The sequence below is a fragment of the Ectobacillus ponti genome (genome assembly GCF_024294785.1).
GTDB lineage: Bacteria > Bacillota > Bacilli > Bacillales > Bacillaceae_G > Ectobacillus > Ectobacillus ponti.
This window is the reverse complement of record NZ_JANCLT010000004.1, coordinates 96,056-116,775: the sequence shown is the minus strand read 5'-3', so window position 1 is coordinate 116,775 and position 20,720 is coordinate 96,056. Positions and strand designations below refer to the sequence as shown.

The window sequence follows — 20,720 nt, the reverse complement described above, 5'->3', positions numbered from 1 at the left end:
AAGAAGGGACCGTGCACATAATTATTTCCATCTTAAAACCTTGTACATTATAGCACACAATCTCAGTGCTTCACAATAATATATACATTATCCTGCAGCCGGTGGGCAATTCCATCAAGAATGGCCTCCAGATTGGATGTTACAAATTCCAGCTCCTTTTGGTCCTGACAAGTGAATAAAGGGGCGCCGCCGGCGAATTTGCTTGCGTCTGTTGTGATGACCGCAAGTATGCAATTTTCCAGTGTCATGTTCTTTCATTCTCCTTATTCAAGGCTTGGCGGGATTTCCGGATGGCATTTTCCAGGGTCGGCACTTGCCCGATGACACGTGCGGCCCGTTCCGGATCCTGCTCCTGCGGCAGAATCAGCACCCCGACCCGCCCATCGTTCAGGTCACGCTTTGCCAGCGGCACAAGCGCTGGTGTGCCGGAATCGCGGAATACACCGAGCGCCACGGAAGCATCATGCAGGATGGCCTGCCGCTGTCCCAGATTGGCAAGCGTAATGTTGGCATCCATAGACTTTGGCGTCAGAACGAAGCCCATGCCGTATTTCAGGATTTCATCCTGGCGGGCCGGCAAGCCAATATTCATGATGTAGATGTTGTCGATATACAGGCCGGCTCCTTCAAACCGGAGGGGCACATGCCGGATATCGGCAATATCCCTGACTTTATGGCCGGTCATGAGCTTGCGCGAAATTAAAAAGCTGACCAGCCCAACTGCGAGACCGGCATACACGGAATTGGCAGCCAGATAGGCAAAGGTTGTTGCAAATGAAGTGAAAATCGCCAAATAATTGCGGCTCTCAAATACCATTGCAATGCCCTCAATATATGTATTGCCGCGCTTCACCAGCTCAAACTCATCCAGCTCCTGCAGGGTATTGCGCTCCATATTGCGCACATCCCGAAACTGAGAAGCAGCAAGCGTCAGAAAGGTGATGGCCGAAAAATCCTTTTTCATAATAGAAGGAATCGCAATCGCCCCGAGAGCGGCCGCAATAAAACCCATCGCCACATGGATAATCTTCCCGTGCAGACGGCTCGGATATTGTCTGGCATCGGTGCGGAGCATTAGAAGGCGTGTGATGAGCCCGACGATTACGCCGAGCAAAATGGGATACGTATAGTCATTCATGCTATCCTTGTCTCTCCCTTACCTGTTTTTGTTTTGCCTGTTCCAGATGCACGAACAGCTGCAGCAGGACATGCAAGGCGCACAGCAGAGCAATGGCACAAGCGGCAATATCCAAACTGGAGACGGCGCCAACTGTATTACGGAACCCATACGGGCGGAGAATGAACGTGAGCAGCAGTTCTCCCTGCACGGTTCCCGTCAGCACCACCAATACTCTTGGCCAGTGCTCACGGAACAGCAGGACCGACGCGTATGCCAAGCAGGCTGCCAGCAGCCAGGTTTGATTCAGGACAATCCAGACAGGATCATACAGCTCCACAAGGTGGAAAATGGCATACAGCATGGCCAGCACCGTAGAACCAATGATCATGTACAGCTTCCGCCAAAAGGAAAGACGCGCCATGCCGAGGCATCCGGCCGCACAAAGCAGCAGCAGCGGCACCGCCACTGCTATCCTGCCAAAAGGAATTTCCAACTGCGCGGTACTTAGCAAAAGTAAGATGAAGATGGCAGTATACAAACGCAGTGCCCCTTTTGGCATCCAAAATGTAGCTACAATCCAGCCGCTCCAGGCAAATAAGTAAAACCAGCTTCCTTCCATGCATCTACCTCCTATCATTTCCAGTATGGGTACATTTTATGAGAAATAATCTTAGCCCTGCATCGAATAGTTTGCCGCCTGCTAGGAACACTTGTAAAAGAGGAAAGGAAGCGAGAGGAGGTGCACACCATGGGAAAAGATCGTCAGGAGAAAAAAATGAGGGAGTCCCGCCGCGTTCCATCTGACCGCGACCAAAGCCTGCAATACCCGGGCGCAACCGGACTGGATACACCGGAGCAGGCGCGCAAGCAAAACCAGCATTAATAAGCTGGCGGGGCTGAGTAAGCCTACAGTGCCATATACGAAAAAAAGCGACACAACCTAGTTGGTCATGTCGCTTTTTTTCGTACGTCTGCTGTATTGTGCCGTTTCTATACCGCGCTCCGCGAGCCAATGATGCATTGTCCCGCTGATGACAAGCGGCATCTGCTGAAGCTCTTCCACCCGCGCTGCCCCAAGGGCGGTCATGATCCAAGTGAGATCCTCATGCAGCAGGTGGATTTCCGCAATCAGCCCTTCTGTGCCCCGTTCCATAAAATGCTTCAGGAAGCTGCCGGCAAATGCCGCAGCCGACGCTCCCAGCGCGAGCGCTTTCGCTGCTTCCAGCGCTGTCTGCATCCCACCGGAAGCAATCAGCGCAGCCCTCCGCCGTATGGAAGCCGCCTCGGCAATGGAGACGGCAGTCGGAATGCCCCATTCATTAAAATAGGACAACACGCGCTGGCGCCGTTCATTTTCAATGTCAGCAAAATTCGTTCCTCCATAGCCGCCCACATCAATAATTGATACACCGGCGCCCTCAAGCTGCGCCACCGTCTCCCGGCTCATGCCAAACCCGACCTCTTTTACAATTACCGGCACTTCCAGGCCGCGGACAATTTGCTCAATACGGAACAGCGCCCCTGTAAAGTCACGGTCCCCTTCCGGCATTGTCAATTCCTGGATGACGTTCAGATGGATTTGCAGCGCATTGGCTTCCAGCATCGCAACCGCCCGCTTTGCCTGGTCTACGGTCGCCTCGCTGCCCAAATTTGCAAACACAATGCCATCTGGATTGGCACGCCGCACAATTTCATACGACCGCGCTTCCTCGCTGTCGCGCAATGCTGCCATTTGCGAGCCGACTGCCATGGCAAGGCCGCACTCCTTGGCCGCCAGCGCCAGTCCTTCATTAATCCGCTCGGTTTCCTTCCCCCCGCCACCGGTCATCGCATTGATGAAAATAGGCGAACTTAAAGTAAGTTCGCCTAAAGACGTTGTCAGTGACACATCATCGCATGCCAAGTCCGGCAGACTCTGATGAACAAAAGACACTTCCTGAAACCCGTGGGCGCGGGATTGACCGGTGGACAGAGCATACTGCACATGATCTATTTTCCGCTGTGCTCTTGTCACAGTCATTCCCCCGTTTATTTTCTTAATTTCTTCAGCTGCTCGCCGATGATATCACCCAGCTGGAACGTGGAGGACTCTGATGTTGACTGGTACTTGCTGTAGTCTTCCTTCGTTGCTTCTTCCGCTTCGCCGGATCCGTCCTTCATGCTGAGGGAAATGCGCTTATCCTTCACATTCACTTCCAGCACCTTCACTTGCACATGCTGCCCGACTGTCAGGACTTCACTTGGGTTCTTCACATGGCGGTTGGAAATTTGGGATACGTGCACAAGCCCTTCCACACCCGGCAGAACCTCAACAAATGCACCGAACGCAACAAGGCGCTTTACTGTTCCATCCAGCACATCACCGGCCTTCACCTTGCCGGCCACTGTCTCCCAAGGCCCCGGCTGCGCTGCCTTGATGGAAAGAGAAATGCGCTGCGTTGCAGGGTCTACAGACAGAACCTTCACCTTCACCTGTTGGCCTTCCTTCAGCACATCAGATGGCTTTTCCACACGCTCATGCGCGATCTGGGAGATATGAACAAGACCGTCCACACCGCCGACATTGACAAATGCGCCGAAATCAGTCAAACGCTGCACTGTTCCTTCAAGCACTTCGCCAGCCTTCAGGGAGTTGATGGCATCCTTTTTCTTCAGCTCCAGATTTTCCTCCACGACCGCCTTGTGAGAAAGGATGACGCGGTTCTTTTCGCGCTCCAGCTCCACAATCTTCACCGCGAGGGTTGTTCCTTTATAATCTGTGAAATCTTCTACAAAATGTGTTTCAACAAGGGATGCCGGAATGAAGCCGCGCACGCCAAGATCGACCACAAGGCCGCCGTTGACGATATCGCGCACTGTCACATCAAAGGTTTCGCCTGATTGGAACTTCGCCTGCAGGCTTTCCCAAGCCTTCTCTGCATCCACAGCACGCTTGGACAGCACCAGGTCATCGTCCTCCAGCTTAATCACCTTTAACTCTAAAGTTTGTCCTTCCTGCACCACATCGCTTGCTTTCTCGATATGAACATTCGCGAGCTCGCTGATTGGAATGACACCGTCAGATTTAAAGCCGGCGTTTACCAGCACCTGCTTATCCTCCACCTTCGTGACAACTGCTGTCACAATGTCGCCGACCTGCAGCGCTTTCGTGTCTACAACTTCTTCATTCATCTTCTCAACCATGGAAATACCTCCCTACTGAAATGACAAAGTGTCTTTTATGTATATACGAAATGGAAATCAGAGACCTCCATTTGCACGTAGAAGAAAAATTTAGAAAACACCTTCTTTTACTAACTTCTAACAAATCACATCATTTGTCAAGCATATTGTCTCTGCCCTGAAGCAGCAGAAAAACCCGCACCTATATATGCATTTCTGCACGAGGCTGGAAATCCCCTTCCTGTTCAGCAGACAAATTCGGCACAATGATTATTTTTCTGCTCTATAAAAAAGAAAGAGCCGTACGCTCCTTCCTTATTGTGTTAATTTTGTTGCAACAATATCCATAATCTTTTCCACAACCTGCTCAATCGATAAGGAGGTCGTATCCAGCTCAATGGCATCCTCCGCCTTTTTCAGCGGTGCGACTTCCCGTTCGGAGTCCAGTTTGTCGCGTTGGGCAATTTCACGCTGCAGCTGCCCGAGGTCGGAAGGGAAGCCCTTTGCCGTGTTCTCGAGGTGGCGGCGCTGGGCGCGCTCCTCCACGGATGCCAGCATAAAGATCTTCACCTCTGCATCCGGCAGCACATGCGTCCCGATGTCGCGGCCATCCATGACAACTCCGCCGGATGCCCCGAGGCGGCGCTGGCGCAGCACCATTTCTTCGCGGACCAAACGGTGCCTCGCCGGAATGGAAACAAGATTGGTGACCTCCGGCGTCCGGATTTCCTCTGTTACGTCCTGTCCGTTCAGGAACACCCGCTGCTGGTTATCGCTGTCATATTGAAACTCGATGGACATTGGCTCAAGAACACGCATCACTTGCGCCTCATCCTCAACGTCCACATCACGCTGCAGACAAGCATATGTCAAAGTGCGATACATCGCCCCGGTATCAATATATACATAAGAAAGCTTCTTGGCAACAATCTTGGCAACCGTGCTTTTTCCCGCTGCTGCCGGCCCGTCAATCGCAATCGAAATTCGTTTCTCCATCTTACTGAACACCTCATTCTTCATTCAGTCACTCGTCTGAGTGGCTTGGTATGGAATGTAAAGGGCAGGAGCGCTGCCCGCCGTACTTCCCGTTGAAATATGAAACTCTTTCCATTGTAGCATACCCCACCCCTGAAGAAAATGAAAACTATCGGCCCGTCTCAAGCACACGCGTCACCGATTCCTTCGTTACCCCTTCATAGTACACGACCTTTGACATATATTGCGCAACACGCTCCTGCGTCAGCAAAGCCTGCGCCGCCAACAGGCACAGGAGCTGGATCATCAGGATTTTCAGCAAAATCCGCTCTCCTGCTTTCAATGCGCACCTCTCCCTTCCTTCGCTTCTGTCCTTACCATTGTAAGGCACCCCGCCCCGTTTTATACGCTGCAGGTTGTCCGGCACGCCGTCTCGTGGTATCGTGGAGGTGTATTCGTCAGGAAAGGTGTGACAGCATTGAAAACGATATTGGTACTACATACAGGCGGCACCATTGCCATGGAGGAAGACCGGGAGACCGGCGTAGTCAAGCAGCAGCAGCAAAATCCGCTCATGCACTACAGCCCGGATTTGCTCGGCCATGTCAAGCTGCTTGTTGAGGATGTGTTTCACCTGCCGTCGCCGCACATCACGCCGCGGGAAATGCAAACGCTGCAGCTGCTGATTGACGAACGGGCAAGACAGCAGCATTTGGACGGAGTCGTGATTACACACGGCACAGACACACTGGAGGAGACGGCCTACTTTCTCGAGCTGACTCTGCAAACAGACATTCCGGTTGTGCTGACAGGCGCCATGCGCTCCAGCAATGAGCTTGGCTCGGACGGTTTATATAATTTTCTGTCAGCCGTCAAGGTGGCCAGCAGCGAGGAAGCCAAAAACAAAGGCGTCCTTGTTGTGTTGAATGATGAAATTCATTGCGCCACGAATGTGACGAAAACACACACAAGCAACGTAGCCACCTTCCAGAGCCCGCAGTATGGCCCCATCGGCATCGTGACAAAGCGCAGTGTGGTGTTCCATCAGGCGCTGCTTCGCCGGGAGCGGTACCGCATCTCCCAAGCCGCCAAGCGTGTGCTGCTGCTGAAGGCACACGCAGGCATGGATGACATGCTGCTTGGCGCTGCAGAGCAGCTGCCGCTTGACGGACTTGTCATTGAAGCGCTCGGTCAAGGAAACCTCCCGCCGGCAACTGTGCCGGCCCTGCAGCGGCTGCTGCAACGGGGTGTTCCCATTGTGATTGTATCCCGCTGCTTCAACGGCATTGCCCAGGATGTGTATTCCTATGAAGGCGGAGGCAAGCAACTGAAGGAACTCGGCGTCATTTTCACGAACGGCCTCAGCGGACAAAAGGCACGCTTGAAGCTCCTGGTGGCGCTGGAGGCCGCTGCGGATGTATCCGAGGTGGCACGTATGTTCAGCTGAACACACTGAAAAGGAGAAGGCACAGGCCCTCTCCTTTTTATCGTCTTGCCGCAATGGCTTTGGCAATGGCATCGCCATGGAAGCGGCCGTTCTCAATGAAAATTTCATTGGCATTGTTTCCTGCCGCGATGACGCCGGCAATAAATACACCCTCTACATTTGTCTCCATCGTCTCTTCCTTGTATAACGGGCGGCCGGTCGCTTCGTCAATTCCAACACCCATGCGGGTAAGGAAGCTGTGGTCAGGATGATAGCCGGTCATCGCAAATACGAAGTCATTGGCAATGGTGTGCGTCTGCCCTTCTGCTTCGTAGGTCAGCGTCTCGTTTGTAATCTCCTTCACATGTGCATGAAACACCATTTGAATGGTGCCCTGCCGAACGAGGGCCTCAAACTCCGGTAAAATCCAAGGCTTAATGCTGGAGGAGAACGTTCCGCCCCGGTACAGCACTGTAACACGGGCTCCCCCCTTCACAAGCTCCAACGCAGCGTCCACACTGGAGTTCTTGCCGCCAATGACCGCAACATCCCGGTCAAAGTACGGATGAGCCTCCTTAAAGTAGTGTGACACCTTGTCCAGCTCTTCGCCGGGCACATGCATATCATTCGGATGATCATAATAGCCGGTCGCAATGATGACATAGCGCGCCTCATATACGCCCTGCTCGCCGCCCTGCTTCTCCGTGCGCACAAGGAAGCTGCCTTCCTGCTTCTCAACCTGCAGGACCTTTTCAAACGGATGGATGCGAAGCCCCTTGCGCCTCACCACTTCCCGGTAATATGCCAACGCCTGATTGCGCACCGGCTTACGGTTTTCCGTAATGAACGGCACCTCCCCGATCTCCAGCTTCTCACTGGAGGAAAAGAAGGTTTGATGCGTTGGATAATGGTAAATCGCGTTCACAATATTCCCCTTCTCAATCACCAGCGCTGACATGCCGATATCCTGCATGGCGATGGCTGCCGCCAGGCCGCACGGGCCGCCGCCGATGATGAGTACTTCTTCCTGTTGCATCCTTGTCACCTCTGCTTTAAAAGGAAAGCCCACTGCAGCCGGATCATGGTACAGCAGGCATTTGTCTGTATAGTATTGTATTCCTTTTTTTCCTGTTTGTCACCTGAAGGACACATACATGCGGTACACGTCATTCAGAAATTGCCGGAAGCTGATGCCTTGCCGGCTCAGCACCTCAACCGGATCAATCTTTCGTTTCGGGTCAAGCTCCTTGTGCGAAACAATGTCCGTTTTGGGGTTCAGCCCGTATAGCTGGCACAAATAGGCCAAATACCAAGTGAAGCGTGTGTAGGCATCCCAGAAGCTGACATCCCCTCCGTAGCACAGCTCCACTCCGATCGCGGCATTATTGGCATCATAGCCGTAGCGCTCATTATCGGCCGGCACACTGTATCTGACATGGTAGGCTACTTCATCAAGCGGAATAATTTCAACAATCTGCCGGTCATCGACAAATGTGTGGGCCGATGACTTTGGCTGGTTTTGTTCAAAGTAGTCCCGGTTTCCCATCGCCCTGCTTCCCGGATTCCCGGTATCGTGGGCCACAACGAAGCGGCGCTTCACCACCCGCCTGCCGGGCCGTGAGTTTCCATAGCTGATATAGGACTGTTCAATTGGAAAACGCATGTGGTATTCCCCCTTTCCCTGCCTCACCTTATACATATTCACATGGGCTGTCCTGTTAGAAGTGTCCCCACTCAGCCTGCCGCGTGAGCCGCCCAGCTTAAAAAAAGCCCGGCTTGGACATAGGGATCCAAGCCGGGCTTTTGCTGTAAGGCAATTATATTTTGTTCCGTTCGCCATCTGCCAGAGCTGATGAGCGAGCCGGCTACGCTTTTCCTTATACCCAGCCCCGGAAACGGCTTGCTTCCGCCATTTTGCGGACGCCCACCATATAGGCCGCCAAACGCATGTTTACTTTACGGACCTGGGCCGTGTCGTAGATCATGTTGAAGGATTTTACCATAACCTTCTCCAGACGCTCTTCAACCTCTTCCTCTGTCCAATAGTAGCCTTGGTTGTTCTGCACCCATTCAAAGTAGGATACTGTCACCCCGCCGGCGCTTGCCAGCACGTCCGGCACCAGCAGAATGCCGCGCTCAGTCAGGATTTTGGTTGCCTCAAGGGTCGTCGGACCGTTTGCTGCCTCAACCACGATTTTCGCTTTGATATTCGCGGCATTTTCCTCCGTAATCTGGTTTTCAATCGCCGCCGGCACAAGGATGTCACACTCCAGCTCCAGCAATTCCTTGTTTGTAATCGTCTCCTGGAACAGCTTGGTCACTGTACCAAAGCTGTCGCGGCGATCCAGCAGGTAGTCGATATCCAGGCCGTCCGGATCATGCAGCGCGCCGTACGCATCGGAAATACCGATGACCTTCGCACCCGCATCATGCATGAACTTTGCCAAGAAGCTGCCTGCATTTCCGAAGCCTTGTACTACTACACGGGCTCCTTCGATGTTAATGCCTCTTTTCTTGGCCGCTTCGCGGATACAAATTGTCACGCCCTTTGCCGTAGCTGTCTCACGGCCGTGCGAACCGCCAAGCACAAGCGGTTTTCCGGTAATGAAGCCAGGTGAATTGAATTCATCAATCCGGCTGTACTCGTCCATCATCCAAGCCATGATTTGCGAGTTTGTAAACACGTCCGGCGCCGGAATATCCTTTGTCGGGCCGACGATTTGGCTGATGGCGCGCACATAGCCGCGGCTCAAACGCTCCAATTCCCGGAATGACATTTCGCGCGGGTCACAAATAATGCCGCCCTTGCCGCCGCCGTACGGCAGATCCACAATACCGCATTTCAGGCTCATCCAAATGGAAAGCGCCTTGACCTCTGTTTCCGTTACATTTGGATGGAAACGAATGCCGCCCTTTGTCGGGCCGACAGCATCATTATGCTGGGCGCGGTAGCCCGTAAATATTTTTACAGAGCCGTCATCCATGCGGACCGGAATCTTCACGGTCATCATCCGCACCGGCTCCTTCAGCAACTCATATACCTCCTGTGGGTAGCCCAGCTTCTCCAAGGCCTCTTTAATCACAGTCTGCGTTGATTTCAATACGTCTAGGTGTTCTTCCCTTTGCTGTGCACGATCTCCCTTTTCGGCCGCCATGTCCAGTAAACCCCCTGTAAATAATCACTCATTTAGTAAAATCTTCATTGCTAAGTATACACGCTGCCTCACAGAATGCAAAGCAAAAATGTGAATGCATATATTTTACGCATATAATGAATGTAAACGCTTGCAGTTTCATTATAATTGTTTTTCCCCGATACGGAAAGGAAAAACCATCATCTTTTTTCGCGTTTTGCTTTTCCTGCCTTTTTGCATATATTTCATTCGGCATAGCATGCAGTTCTTGCAAAACAGAAAAATGCCCTGAAAGCAGAAACTCCCAGGACACGGCGATTATTTCGCAACAAAATAATGATATAACTGCGCTACGGCCCGCTCTTCCATCAGCTTGCGGCCGTATTCCATCAGGCGATAGACAGTAATGGTGGAGGAGTTGCCGTACTCCGCCAAAATGGCAATCAAGTCTTCTTTGCCAAGCAGGGCACTGTCATCCTCCAGCAACAGATAGAAACGGTCCTCAAACGAGTAGAGCGCGCCGCTCTCCACTCCCAACGGGTACAGACGCCCCGCCAACGAGATGATATCTTCAAGCGTTGCAAACTCATATAATATATCTTCGCTTTCATCAAGCGTTACTTGCATTTCGATGAACTCATCGCTGAAATCCTCTTCCAGACCCTCTTCCAGCTGCTCCTTTGTCACAATCACGACCATTCCCTGTGCCTGCAGCGAGAACACCTCCACCGCAATCGGGCCGTCCGCTTCAAAGCCGAGCTCTTTATTCGCTTCGAGCATCATATCGCGGAACAGCTGCTGCACCTTGGGCGCATTTTGCCACAAATCTTCCTTGGTCAGACCTCTCTCCAGCAAATCATCGAATGTGAGGAAAATTTTAATCTTATTATAGTTCAAGCGTTCAAGTCTCATCTCTTAACCTCCTTGCCTCAGCCATTGCCTTGATTCTCATTATATGAAGGAGGAGAGGGATGGTTCTTACGATTCCATTATGCGCCGGCAATCCACTGATCCCACTCGTCCTTTGTGGCTCCGAGCAGGTACTCCTGGATGGCCTGCTGCTCCGGCTCCGGCAAGTAATGGAATGCGGAGCCCCCCAGTCCCACTGAAAGATAATCATATTGCTCACGCAAACGATTTGCAAGTTTAATGGTCGGCACAATGTTCTTTTCCAGGGTGCAGGACATAAACACGTATCTCGGCTTGACCTCCTCAATGACAATGTCAATATCCTTCTCATCGATGCTTGTCCCGAGGTAGATCACCTGATAACCCTTGCGGCGCAAGTAGATGGTAAAGACAAGCAAGCCCAGCTCATGCGTTTCCCCCGGCCCACAAACTGCAATTGCTTTCGGCAAAACGGCATTCACCGGAAGGTTATGGTAAATCATCCCCATACGGGAACGCAAAAATGAGGTGGCATAATGCTCATGCGCACTCGTAATCTTGCCTTCCACCCACAGGTCGCCGATTTTTGTCAGAACCCGGCCCATGACCTCCATTGTCACTTTCTCCACAGAGAAGATGCTGAATGCCTCATTTAGATACTCATGCGCCTTTACTTCGTCAAAGCGCAGCAGGGCATGCAGCATGCCATCGACAATCGATTCCGTCCGGTTATCCTCTTTCTCCGACAGCAGCTGCGTGTTCAGTTGGCTGCTTTCAAGCAGGCTGACCGCCTGGCCGATGGTAAAGCCTTCATTCACCTTCGCAATGAGCCATTTTAAAATCTTCACGTGTTCCTCTGTATATAAACGGTGTCCTGCCTCATTTCGCTTCGGGGCAATAATTTGATAGCGTCGCTCCCAGGCACGCAATGTGCCGGGCTGAATCGCAAGCATGTTGGAAACAGCTTTAATGTTATACTTTCCTTTTGACGTTGGCATGTCTTTTCCCACCTTAGGCAATCTATCTACTATGCTTTGTTTCTAATATCACGACATGTGTCTGCGGACGCGCCCGAAACCGGAGAGGGACAAGCGTTGTGCCATATCCGTTGCTGAGCAGCAGCTTCGTATTCCCGTACGTGTAGACGCCGCCCTTCATGTGGCGGCGGGACGGAAGCAGCCGGATTTGCCCGCCGTGCGTATGGCCGCTCAAGACAAGCGAAATACGCTCTGTGCCGGAAAGCTGGTGCATAATCTCAGGACTATGGCTGACGAGAATGCGAAAGCCTTCCTCCTCACAATCTTCCAAGGCGAGGTCCAGCCGGTCCCGTCCTACGCCAATATCATCCACACCCATCAACAGCAGCTTGTCGCCCGCCCCGGATTCAAACAGGGCTCTTGTATTGGCCAAGATAGTGACCTTGTGGTCCAAGAGCAGCGCATCCAGCTCGTGATAATCATCCTCATAGTCATTATTTCCCCACACAAAGTAGAGCGGTCCAATCTCGCGCAAACGCTTCAGGTTCTCCGCCACACGCTCCAGCGGAACCCCCTGCTCCCGCAAATCGCCGCCGATTACAACAAGGTCCGCCCGCCCTTTTGCCTGTTCCACGATTTCCTTCGCGACAAGCCGGCGGTGAAGATCGGAAATGAAGAAAATCCGCACCTGTCCAAAGCTGCCCGGAAGCTCTGAAAATGTAAAGCGATGCTCCAGCACATTGTTGCGCTGTGCCTCCAAGTACATCCACCAAAGAAAGGACGCGCCTGTGATGAGCAGCACACCTGCAGCCACAAACAGTATATTCATCTTAAACTCCTTATACTTTTGTTGTACATTTATTATTGTATAACCTATACAATAAATCATATCATATCTCAAGAGAAAATTTAAAAACAATGTCTCGGAAAATAAAAAAACAGCATGCTTTTTCGCAGCCTTGCAGTTCGGGGAGCATGGCAGGCAAAGAACGGGGATACAGGGAAGGGCCAAAAGGAAAAAGTATAAAATTATTTCTATTGTAGCTGAAATGTTCCAAAAAGAAAATCATAAACATTTGGAAATTTACATACTAAATTAACCAGGACAGAGAACAGCCAGCCCTTGCCCGAAAAAAAGCCGGTCTGCTCAGCAGGCCGGCTTCGGTTCATGTCTCTGAAATGCTCAATATTTTAAATCCAGCCTGCTCGAGCCGGCTGATGAATTTCTCCACCTTCTGATTCTTCTCAACCTTCAGTACAATCCGCCGTACAAGCTTGTCTTCTTCATCAAAGGTGGCAAGCGAGATAATATTTTCATGGAAGGATTTAGTCAGTTCGGACAGCTTGGCAATTTGCCCTTCTGATTCCATGCAGGCAATGGCAATACGGATGCCGCTGCGCCCGACCCCGAAGGCGCTCCGGAACTGCTCCAGCACATCCGTGCGGGTTACAATGCCGGCAAACCGCTGCTCCTCATCCACAATCGGGACAATCGGGAAGCTTTTCAGGATGAGCAGCGCTTCCTCCAGCACCTCCTGCCCATGAAAATATACATCCTTCCGCCGGGCGGCTTCCCCTGCTTTTGTGCCGGCCAGGAAGCTTTCCTTCGGCTGGTCCGCTCGGAAAAAGTCTTCATAAATTCCATATCGGGTAACGACACCGGCATATTTTCCGTCCCGCAGTACAGGAACAGAGTCAATATCATACCGCTCCAGACGGTCCAGTGCCGCCTGCAGGCTTTCGTCGTATGCTACTGTGACGCACTGATGCTTTGGAACCATAATGTTTTTTACGAACATGGCATCCACCTCGGTTTTATGTGACTACATCCTTGTTATAGCATATCTCCCCGCCGCACACACTATGCTCCTGTGAACACTTCATGAAAGCTTACGGCTTGCTTTTGAAAAACACCTCTTCATATGCGCCTGATGTTTTTGTTGTCTCTGTGCGCGGCTGTTCACGGCTGATTAAGGAAATAAGCAGGAATACAAGAATGGGCACCAATAAAAACGCATACACCAGAAAGTTGGAGAAATTGTATTTCTGCCGCTCTCTTCGCCGTGCAACCCGGCTTTTGCCGGCTTCTTCATGTTCAGTCTGCTGTTCCTTCCGACTCACCGTCATTCTCCTCCTTTGTGCTCCCCTTCACTCTCACGCAAATGCAAACCCATGATAAAATCTACCAGGAAATGCGCAAATACTGTTACCAGCAAATTGTCGGTCCAGGCAAACAGCCAGCCGAACAGCATGCTGATGGAAAGTACAAATGCAAATAAGAATGGCTTTGCCACATACCGCAAATGCAAGGCCGCAAAAATCAGGCTCGACAGCCACAAGCCGAGGTGTGTCTGTAAAATGCCGCGAAACAACAGCTCCTCCGCAAAGCCGATGATAAAGGTGAGCAGCAGCAAATGCGGAATGGACAGGCCGCGGAACATTCGTTCATTAATGCCGCCGTCATCAAACCAGGCCTCCGGCAGCAGCTTCATTGCCATATAATCCAGGGCCACAACCAGTACTGCGGCGCCTCCGCCAAGGAGCAGAACCGGCTCCCAGTCCAGTCTCCAAAGCCGGCGCCACTCGGCTGCAGATTGAAATAAAATTAAGCCCAAAATCAGGCTTACACCCAAAATAATGGCTTGTGTCATATATAAATTGAGCCGCAGTTCACGGTCCGTAAATTCATCCAGCGTTTTCTTTCTACTCATCCTGATGTGCAAGACCGAGCAGACTGCGAAGCTCTTCCACCCAGTCCGCAGGCGCCGCTCCTGCCTCCTCCCGCTTATTCTCATAGTGTGTTACATCAATGCCGCACAGGTCACAGCAATACACAGGCTCTCCTGCCGCTTCGCTGTCGAAATACTGCAAAATCCCTTCGCGCCGGCAGTCTGTGCGCTGCAGCCACCAGCGCATCCTCTGCAGCTTCTCCTGTTTGTCCGCCAAACGCTTTGCCGCCTCGAGCGCCAGGCGCCGCCCCGTCTCCCCGGTTACCACGCCAAGCAGCAGGTTACCCTGCTGCACCACACCCATCCGCTCTAAATGATACAACAGAAAACGCCAATGCTGTTCGCTGAGGCCGGCCACATTCCGGCCAATTTGCTCCACATCACGGACGGGCAATGCGCTTTGCCGGAACAGCCGTTCCTGCAGCAGAGAAAGAAAATAGGAAATATGCGCTTCTGACGGCAGCTCCTCCGCAATCATGCCCGCAGGCAGCTCGTGGTCAAACGGGCAAAGCAGCAGCACGGCAAGACTGTCGAGCCCATCCCGCCCGGCACGGCCGATTTCCTGCAGATACGCCTCCAGATTGGCTGGGTAATGAAAGTGGATGACATAGCGCACATCCGCTTTATTAATGCCCATCCCAAAGGCACTTGTGCAGGAAATGACGTCCAGTTGCCCCTTCATGAATTGCTGCTGAATGAGCATCCGGTCCTCCTGCGCCATGCCGCCATGATAGTGGGCAGCGCGGGAAATGCCGGCATGGCGAAGTTCTTCGGCAATGGTTTCAGCCCAGGAACGGCTGGAGCAGTAAATAATCCCGGGCCCTGCCAGACGCTTGGCATACGCCCGCAGCTTCTCCTTCTTTTCCTCAATGCTCCCAGCCATGTCCAACTGCAGCGCAATGTTGGGCCGGTCCACCGAACGAAGATGCATTTGTACCTCCCCAAGACCAAGACTGCCTACAATGTCACGCAGCACTTGTCCCGTGGCGGTGGCAGTGATGGCCAACACCGGCGGCCGGCGAAGCATGGCGATCACCTCCTGCAGTCTTTGGTAATCCGGCCGGAAATCATAGCCCCATTGTGAAATGCAATGCGCCTCGTCCACTACAAACAGTGCAAGCGGCACCTGCTGCAGCGCCTGCAGAAACGAGCGGGCCTGCAGCATTTCCGGTGAAGCAAAAATGAATTTATACTTCTTTATATTTTGCAGCGCCTCTTGTTTTTCCTCTATTGTGCGAAAACTGTTGAAGGCAATGACACGCTTTTCGCCAAACAGACGCAGTTGGTTTACCTGATCCTCCATCAGCGACAGCAGCGGCGATACAATCAGCACCGCCCCATCAAGCAGCATGCCGGGCAGCTGATAGCAAATCGACTTGCCGCCCCCTGTCGGCAGCATGGCCACCACATGATGGCCGGCCAGCAGATCTGCAATAATTTCCTGCTGGCCCGGACGAAACGACGCATAGCCAAACTTCTGCTGTAATACTTCCTCAAGCTTCATGCTGTCCCCCCCACGCAGCGAGCACAAGGCGAATTTCGAAATAGCTGCAATCCGGGCCTGCATGCTCTTTTAAAATGCGCAGCTTGCGCGTCTGCAGCTCTTCCATCAGGCAGCGGATTCTCTCGGCCTTGTCCGCATCCAGAAATTGTTCCATCGGGAAACTCCGGTCATGCAGGGCAATTTCCACAAAATGGTCTTCAATGGTATTGAGCTTCAACCGGCGCATCCGGGCAATCTCCGCGAGGGAGCGCCCCTGCTGCCACAGCTCATACGTCCGTTCCGTCGAGGCGCTCAAAGCAGCCAGCTGCTCCCCCTTGTAGGCGGCAATGCTGTGCAGAAGCGGGTATTGGCGGGGCGCCGAGGCAGCTGTTCTGACAAGAAAATGGAGCACCGCCAGGAACAAGAAGTGAATGCGCAGAGGATCCATGCCCCGCTGCTGCGCCAGCTGCTCCTCCGTCAGCCCGATACGTTCGGCCCCGCTCAACCGCGATACAAACAAAGCGGCCTCCTGCTCCGGCAGCTGTGCCAGCGCGATATGCAGCTCCGCAAATAAAGCGGCCGCCAGCTCTGCTCTGGCATGCGCGGCACGAAGAAAAAATTGCCGCACCCAGGCCGTGACGCTTTGGTCTGTAACAAGCGGCACGAAGACACTCTGGCGCCGCTGCAGATGGGAAAGGGTCTGCACAATCAGATTCAGCCGTTTCCAAAGCATGTCTCCGGCCTCCCCGTATTGCAAGCCATCCAAATGCGCCGGAAACGCCCACTGCTGCGCCTCGTCCAGCCAGCGCTTCCCGTCCTCGGTCAGCACGTACGTATTTTCCTGTATTTGCTGAAGGCGCCCTCCGGTTAAGAGAGCCTCAATTTGCCTATTATATTCTTGACGGTCCAAGCGCTTGTACGTTCCGAATAAAAAGGATAAGCCATACATGTGCCCGTCCTGCAAGGTCTGTGAGGAACGCTTCCCCGTAAGCAGGTGATACATGGAAGACCCTGTCCGCTCGCCTTTGGTCCGCTCCAGGCCATACAAAATCGCATATGGAAGCTGCATGTACGCTTCCTCCTTTCTCGTGCCCGTTTTGTCTATTGTAACAAATCCTGTCCGGCAGCGTCAGCCGGCTGCTTGCTTTGTTGGAATTTTCAAGAATTCTGACAGTATATCTTGACATTCCTAATTGAAAAACATTATCATTATACTTTTATATTGAAAAGTTCGTCCATCCGTTTTACAATGAGATTAGAAAATTCTTTCATCGGCACCAGCTGATGGGTAATGTACATATTTCGCGGGAGGTATACAGAATGGCTAAGTACACGATTGTTGACAAAGAAACTTGTATCGCTTGCGGCGCTTGCGGCGCAGCTGCACCAGACATTTATGACTACGACGATGAAGGCATTGCATTTGTTACCCTGGATGACAACCAAGGTATCGTGGAAATTCCGGATGTACTGATTGACGACATGATGGATGCATTTGAAGGCTGCCCGACAGACTCCATCAAGGTTGCAGACGAGCCATTCGACGGCGACGCGCTGAAGTTCGAATAGTAAAAAAGATGCGGCATGTGTGTGCCGCATCTTTTTTATACGAAAGTCCCCGGCCGCGGCCGGGGACTTTTTTTATGCCATTCTCGTCTGCAGCCAGCCCTTTAAACGGGTGAAGATGAGAACAAAGACAATGGCGACCGCCGCTCCCTTTAAAGCGTTGAACGGAAGGATACCCGTTACGATAATTGTCTTTGTTTGCCCCGCCGTCATGGCATCGGCATGCAGGAACCAAGTATACGCCGGGAAAATTACATAATAGTTCAGCACGCTCATGAGCAGGGTCATGGTGACTGTACCGACAAGCAGACCAAGCGTCAGCCCTTTTGTGGAGCGGTACTTACGGAAGAAATACGCTGTCGGCAAAATGTATAGGCAGCCGGCTGTAAAGTTCGCCAGTTCCCCGACCGGCACGCCGGTAAAGCTGCCTTTAATCCAATAGTACAATACATTTTTAATCGCCTCTACAACCATACCCGCCGCAGGGCCAAACACGACAGCCGCCAATAATGCGGGCACTTCGCTGAAATCAATCCGTAAAAACGCCGGCAGCCCCCACACCGGGAAATCCAGCATCATCAGCACATACGCGATGCTGCTGAGCATGGCCACACTTACCATTCTTTTCACTCTGCTCTGTTTCATCCTTTTTCTCTCCCTTTTTCCTCGATCTGATCCGGAAAAATGGGAAGGTTCGGCATCCGCAACAATCCCCCTGCCGGCTCGACAAGGGGAGAATTTCGGGAACGCGAAAGAAACGCTCAAAACATCCATTTTTGAACGCTGCGAACCTCCATCTTCTCCCATCCAGACTGTCACTGTCGGCCCCGGAATTGCACCGGATCCTGCCCTTACAGGCTCGCGGGCTCAGGACCATGGTCCATTACCGCCGATCGGGAATTTCACCCTGCCCCGAAGATAGATCGATATAATATTATCATCCTTTATTATACAGGATAGAACCTGATTGGGAAATAAAAAAATCCAATTGAAGGAAACGAAGATTTCCGCTATATTAGAAGCTTGGGAACATATTATAGAATGGGCGGGCTCTCTCCTGTACAAGAAGCCCGCAATTCATGCTTGGCAAAAGGAAGGAATGTGTATGAATACAAAGCAGAGACGAACTGTCCAGGATATGATGCGGAAAAATCTCCGCAAAGAATATTTTTACTTGCGCAGAGAGCTGCTGCTCACTTGTCCTGTGGACCTCGGAAAGCTGTCTGCAGACCCGTCCTATGCTGCTTTTGACAAAGACGGTATTAGTATATATACGTATAGCAAAGAAGCTGAAAGCCGGATGAAGCTCGTCCGCCGCCATCCATGGTCAAGCTTCCGCAGTGTAAAAATGGACCAGTACTTAACACGAACTGAGCTTGTCTTTCAAGGAGATACAAATTGGGTGCTGCTCCTCCAGCATAAAGGAAAAGAACTGCGCGAACTGCTGGAGCAGTATACAGCGCTGACCGTGGAAGAGGTGCCTCGCCCCTTTTGGCGAAAGGTGCCCGGCTATCGTTCCAATGTGAAGCGCAATATGTATGCTGCATCGCTTCTGTATGCCGCCGCCGCCGCCATTTTGCTGAAGCTGCTGCTGCCCTACAGCATCGAAAAAGCCTTGTTTGCCGCTTCTATCGGCATCATGCTGCTTGGGCTGCTCTGCTTGACGATCGGAATGATTGACCCGACCATCGTGCTCCCGAAGCTGCGGGCCAAAACGCGCGAAAATGTGTTTTACCTTTACAGCTTTCTGGCCATTTCCGGATTTGTAGCCACCTTTGTGTTTTGGTAGGAAGGGCAGGGTGACACCGGCTCTTTTACAAAGAGAGATGACCTGCCGGCCATCTCTCTTCCGTTATCCATTCACCTAGTTAATCATCAGTCTTTGAGTCGGGTAAATCGTTTCACCGCGCAGGCGGTTGCGATTCTGCAAGTCTCGTACTGTGGTGCCGAAGCGCTTGGCAATGGCCGACAGCGTGTCCCCTTTTTGCACGACATAAGCCATGCTCGAAGCCACCTGGTGCGGCGGTTCTCCAAGCACGAGCAGCGGATTCACCGCATTGGTTTTCTCAAAGTTCCAATCACCGCGGTGCACTTCAAAATGAAGATGGGCCCCATGTGAATGACCGGTATTGCCGACCTCGCCGATGCGCTGGCCTCTGCGGATCTGCTGGCCTTCCTTCACAAGCCTGCGGTTCATATGGGCATAAACCGCCTCGTAGCCGTTGCGGTGCCGGATGAACACAACATGGCCGTAGCTGTCCGAATAATAGGACCTTGTCACCGTTCCGGCGGCGGCTGCAACGATTGGCGTTCCTGTGGGAGCCGCGATATCAAGGCCGTAGTGCTTCCCGCTGCGGGTGCCAAAATAATCAGTGATTTTACCGGATACCGGCCACGTCCACTGCTCCGCTGCCGCCGCATGGGCTTGCTTGGCAAACCCGCTTGTCAGCAGGAGCGGAAGCAGCAGGAGTATGCGATACCATTTCATTGTTTTTCCTCCTTGCCAGTTTACCCGGTTAGTTTGCATAGGAAATTAGAAATCTATACATAGCAGAGACGAAAAGTGCGGAATATGAGCCGCAAAAAAGGAAGCCCTGCGGCTTCCCTTCATGCTTCCTTCTCATCCTTGCTGCGGAACACGATGGCGCTCCGCTCGTATTCTACATCCTTCACACCCAAGCGGGCATTGACGACCCGGGCAATCGCAAACAAGTAGTCTGACAGACGATTCATGTACTTCAGCACATGCTCGTTAATTTCCTCCTCATGCTTCAGCGACACAATGCAGCGCTCCGCACGCCGCGTAACGGTGCGGGCCACATGCAGGGCTGCCGCTGCCGGTGTGCCGCCCGGCAAAATGAACTTCTCAAGCGGCGGCGCCTCCTGGATGTAGGCATCAATCCGCTCCTCTAAAAAGGTGATCATCTCTGCATTCGCCTTGTACGGCAGCTTGTCGCCGACAATGGCCAAATCGCCGCCGCAGTCAAACAGCTCGTGCTGCACCTTCTCAAGCTCCCGGTAGATATCCTGCAGCTTTTCATCCCCCATAAGCGTCATGGCCTGCCCGATGAACGAATTCGCTTCATCCACCGTGCCATAAGCCTCCACGCGCATATGATCCTTGGCGACACGCCCGCCAATCAAACTTGTCTTGCCGGCATCGCCTGTTCTCGTATATAGCTTCATTGGTAATCCCTCCCGCTTACAGCATAACACAGCCTATGTATTCGCCGCTTTCCTCAAGCTCTCCTGTTCCCCAT

At 52.4% G+C, this 20,720-nt stretch carries 25 protein-coding genes and 1 riboswitch; of the genes, 4 read left to right on the top strand and 21 right to left on the bottom strand.

Annotation, left to right across the window (positions count from 1 at the left end):
• Positions 1-62: 62 nt before the first annotated feature.
• The 3 genes from NK662_RS09355 to NK662_RS09345 are packed head-to-tail and all read right to left on the bottom strand — an operon-like array spanning position 63 to position 1,739.
• The gene (locus NK662_RS09355) at positions 63-248 is read right to left on the bottom strand and encodes a capping complex subunit for YIEGIA (RefSeq protein ID WP_254758660.1); all 186 of its coding nucleotides are present in this window, start codon (positions 246-248) and stop codon (positions 63-65) included.
• Positions 245-1,138: a YIEGIA family protein gene (locus NK662_RS09350; protein WP_254758659.1), complete on the bottom strand. Its 894-nt coding sequence runs from the start codon at positions 1,136-1,138 to the stop codon at positions 245-247. Before NK662_RS09350 ends, NK662_RS09355 begins: the two co-directional genes overlap by 4 nt.
• 1 nt (position 1,139) lies before the next feature.
• Positions 1,140-1,739 carry a YphA family membrane protein gene (locus NK662_RS09345; protein WP_254758658.1) on the bottom strand — a complete coding sequence of 200 codons (600 nt, stop codon included), beginning with the start codon at positions 1,737-1,739 and terminating at the stop codon, positions 1,140-1,142.
• A 129-nt stretch (positions 1,740-1,868) separates the two neighbouring features.
• Between NK662_RS09345 and NK662_RS09340 the strand changes: the two genes are divergently transcribed.
• The gene (locus tag NK662_RS09340; protein ID WP_254758657.1) at positions 1,869-2,003 is read left to right on the top strand and encodes a YpzI family protein; all 135 of its coding nucleotides are present in this window, start codon (positions 1,869-1,871) and stop codon (positions 2,001-2,003) included.
• Between the two features lie 57 nt (positions 2,004-2,060).
• Here the strand turns inward: NK662_RS09340 and fni are convergent, their stop codons facing one another.
• The 4 genes from fni to NK662_RS09320 form a co-directional block, all read right to left on the bottom strand.
• The gene (fni, locus tag NK662_RS09335) at positions 2,061-3,134 is read right to left on the bottom strand and encodes a type 2 isopentenyl-diphosphate Delta-isomerase (RefSeq protein WP_254758656.1); all 1,074 of its coding nucleotides are present in this window, start codon (positions 3,132-3,134) and stop codon (positions 2,061-2,063) included.
• A gap of 14 nt (positions 3,135-3,148) precedes the next feature.
• Positions 3,149-4,303, bottom strand: coding sequence for a 30S ribosomal protein S1 (gene rpsA / locus NK662_RS09330; RefSeq protein ID WP_254758655.1), 1,155 nt, complete (start codon positions 4,301-4,303; stop codon positions 3,149-3,151).
• Positions 4,304-4,597: 294 nt separating this feature from the next.
• Positions 4,598-5,278 carry a (d)CMP kinase gene (cmk, locus tag NK662_RS09325; RefSeq protein WP_254758654.1) on the bottom strand — a complete coding sequence of 227 codons (681 nt, stop codon included), beginning with the start codon at positions 5,276-5,278 and terminating at the stop codon, positions 4,598-4,600.
• A 148-nt stretch (positions 5,279-5,426) separates the two neighbouring features.
• Positions 5,427-5,600 carry a DUF5359 family protein gene (locus NK662_RS09320; RefSeq protein WP_254758653.1) on the bottom strand — a complete coding sequence of 58 codons (174 nt, stop codon included), beginning with the start codon at positions 5,598-5,600 and terminating at the stop codon, positions 5,427-5,429.
• Between the two features lie 135 nt (positions 5,601-5,735).
• On the opposite strand from NK662_RS09320, the gene NK662_RS09315 reads away from it, so the two are divergent.
• Entirely contained in the window at positions 5,736-6,704 is a 969-nt protein-coding gene (locus NK662_RS09315; RefSeq protein WP_279664114.1) for an asparaginase, read from the top strand.
• A gap of 37 nt (positions 6,705-6,741) precedes the next feature.
• On the opposite strand, the gene NK662_RS09310 is transcribed toward NK662_RS09315, so the two are convergent.
• From NK662_RS09310 to NK662_RS09260, 11 genes are all read right to left on the bottom strand, one after another.
• Positions 6,742-7,719 carry a YpdA family putative bacillithiol disulfide reductase gene (locus tag NK662_RS09310; protein ID WP_254758652.1) on the bottom strand — a complete coding sequence of 326 codons (978 nt, stop codon included), beginning with the start codon at positions 7,717-7,719 and terminating at the stop codon, positions 6,742-6,744.
• Positions 7,720-7,818: 99 nt separating this feature from the next.
• Positions 7,819-8,346: a peptidoglycan recognition protein family protein gene (locus NK662_RS09305; protein ID WP_254758651.1), complete on the bottom strand. Its 528-nt coding sequence runs from the start codon at positions 8,344-8,346 to the stop codon at positions 7,819-7,821.
• A gap of 214 nt (positions 8,347-8,560) precedes the next feature.
• On the bottom strand, positions 8,561-9,838 hold the full coding sequence (locus NK662_RS09300; protein WP_254758650.1) for a Glu/Leu/Phe/Val family dehydrogenase: 1,278 nt from the start codon (positions 9,836-9,838) through the stop codon (positions 8,561-8,563).
• Positions 9,839-10,135: 297 nt separating this feature from the next.
• The gene (locus NK662_RS09295; RefSeq protein ID WP_254758649.1) at positions 10,136-10,729 is read right to left on the bottom strand and encodes a genetic competence negative regulator; all 594 of its coding nucleotides are present in this window, start codon (positions 10,727-10,729) and stop codon (positions 10,136-10,138) included.
• Between the two features lie 77 nt (positions 10,730-10,806).
• Positions 10,807-11,703: a MerR family transcriptional regulator gene (locus NK662_RS09290; RefSeq protein WP_254758648.1), complete on the bottom strand. Its 897-nt coding sequence runs from the start codon at positions 11,701-11,703 to the stop codon at positions 10,807-10,809.
• 22 nt (positions 11,704-11,725) lie between these two features.
• Positions 11,726-12,511 (bottom strand): metallophosphoesterase, encoded by a 786-nt coding sequence (locus NK662_RS09285; protein ID WP_438503607.1) that lies wholly within the window; start codon positions 12,509-12,511, stop codon positions 11,726-11,728.
• Positions 12,512-12,848: 337 nt separating this feature from the next.
• Positions 12,849-13,481 carry a CBS domain-containing protein gene (locus NK662_RS09280; protein WP_254758647.1) on the bottom strand — a complete coding sequence of 211 codons (633 nt, stop codon included), beginning with the start codon at positions 13,479-13,481 and terminating at the stop codon, positions 12,849-12,851.
• Between the two features lie 91 nt (positions 13,482-13,572).
• A complete protein-coding gene (locus NK662_RS09275; RefSeq protein WP_254758646.1) occupies positions 13,573-13,803 on the bottom strand; it encodes a hypothetical protein in 231 nt (76 codons plus the stop codon).
• Positions 13,804-13,805: 2 nt separating this feature from the next.
• Complete coding sequence (locus NK662_RS09270) at positions 13,806-14,393, bottom strand: CPBP family intramembrane glutamic endopeptidase (protein ID WP_254758645.1); 588 nt, start codon at positions 14,391-14,393, stop codon at positions 13,806-13,808.
• On the bottom strand, positions 14,386-15,915 hold the full coding sequence (locus NK662_RS09265; RefSeq protein ID WP_254758644.1) for a RecQ family ATP-dependent DNA helicase: 1,530 nt from the start codon (positions 15,913-15,915) through the stop codon (positions 14,386-14,388). The genes NK662_RS09270 and NK662_RS09265 overlap by 8 nt, the downstream gene beginning before the upstream one ends.
• Positions 15,905-16,963, bottom strand: coding sequence for a YpbB family protein (locus tag NK662_RS09260; protein ID WP_254758643.1), 1,059 nt, complete (start codon positions 16,961-16,963; stop codon positions 15,905-15,907). The genes NK662_RS09265 and NK662_RS09260 overlap by 11 nt, the downstream gene beginning before the upstream one ends.
• 251 nt (positions 16,964-17,214) lie before the next feature.
• Between NK662_RS09260 and NK662_RS09255 the strand changes: the two genes are divergently transcribed.
• Positions 17,215-17,463 (top strand): ferredoxin, encoded by a 249-nt coding sequence (locus NK662_RS09255; RefSeq protein WP_254758642.1) that lies wholly within the window; start codon positions 17,215-17,217, stop codon positions 17,461-17,463.
• A 72-nt stretch (positions 17,464-17,535) separates the two neighbouring features.
• On the opposite strand, the gene NK662_RS09250 is transcribed toward NK662_RS09255, so the two are convergent.
• A complete protein-coding gene (locus tag NK662_RS09250) occupies positions 17,536-18,105 on the bottom strand; it encodes an ECF transporter S component (RefSeq protein WP_254758641.1) in 570 nt (189 codons plus the stop codon).
• Positions 18,106-18,251: 146 nt separating this feature from the next.
• Positions 18,252-18,384, bottom strand: a riboswitch (FMN riboswitch).
• Positions 18,385-18,565: 181 nt separating this feature from the next.
• On the opposite strand from NK662_RS09250, the gene NK662_RS09245 reads away from it, so the two are divergent.
• Positions 18,566-19,249, top strand: coding sequence for a hypothetical protein (locus tag NK662_RS09245; RefSeq protein WP_254758640.1), 684 nt, complete (start codon positions 18,566-18,568; stop codon positions 19,247-19,249).
• 75 nt (positions 19,250-19,324) lie between these two features.
• Here the strand turns inward: NK662_RS09245 and NK662_RS09240 are convergent, their stop codons facing one another.
• Positions 19,325-19,948, bottom strand: a complete 624-nt coding sequence (locus tag NK662_RS09240) for a peptidoglycan DD-metalloendopeptidase family protein (RefSeq protein ID WP_254758639.1) — start codon at positions 19,946-19,948, stop codon at positions 19,325-19,327.
• A gap of 119 nt (positions 19,949-20,067) precedes the next feature.
• Positions 20,068-20,646, bottom strand: coding sequence for a cob(I)yrinic acid a,c-diamide adenosyltransferase (locus NK662_RS09235; protein ID WP_254758638.1), 579 nt, complete (start codon positions 20,644-20,646; stop codon positions 20,068-20,070).
• Between the last annotated feature and the right edge of the window lie 74 nt (positions 20,647-20,720).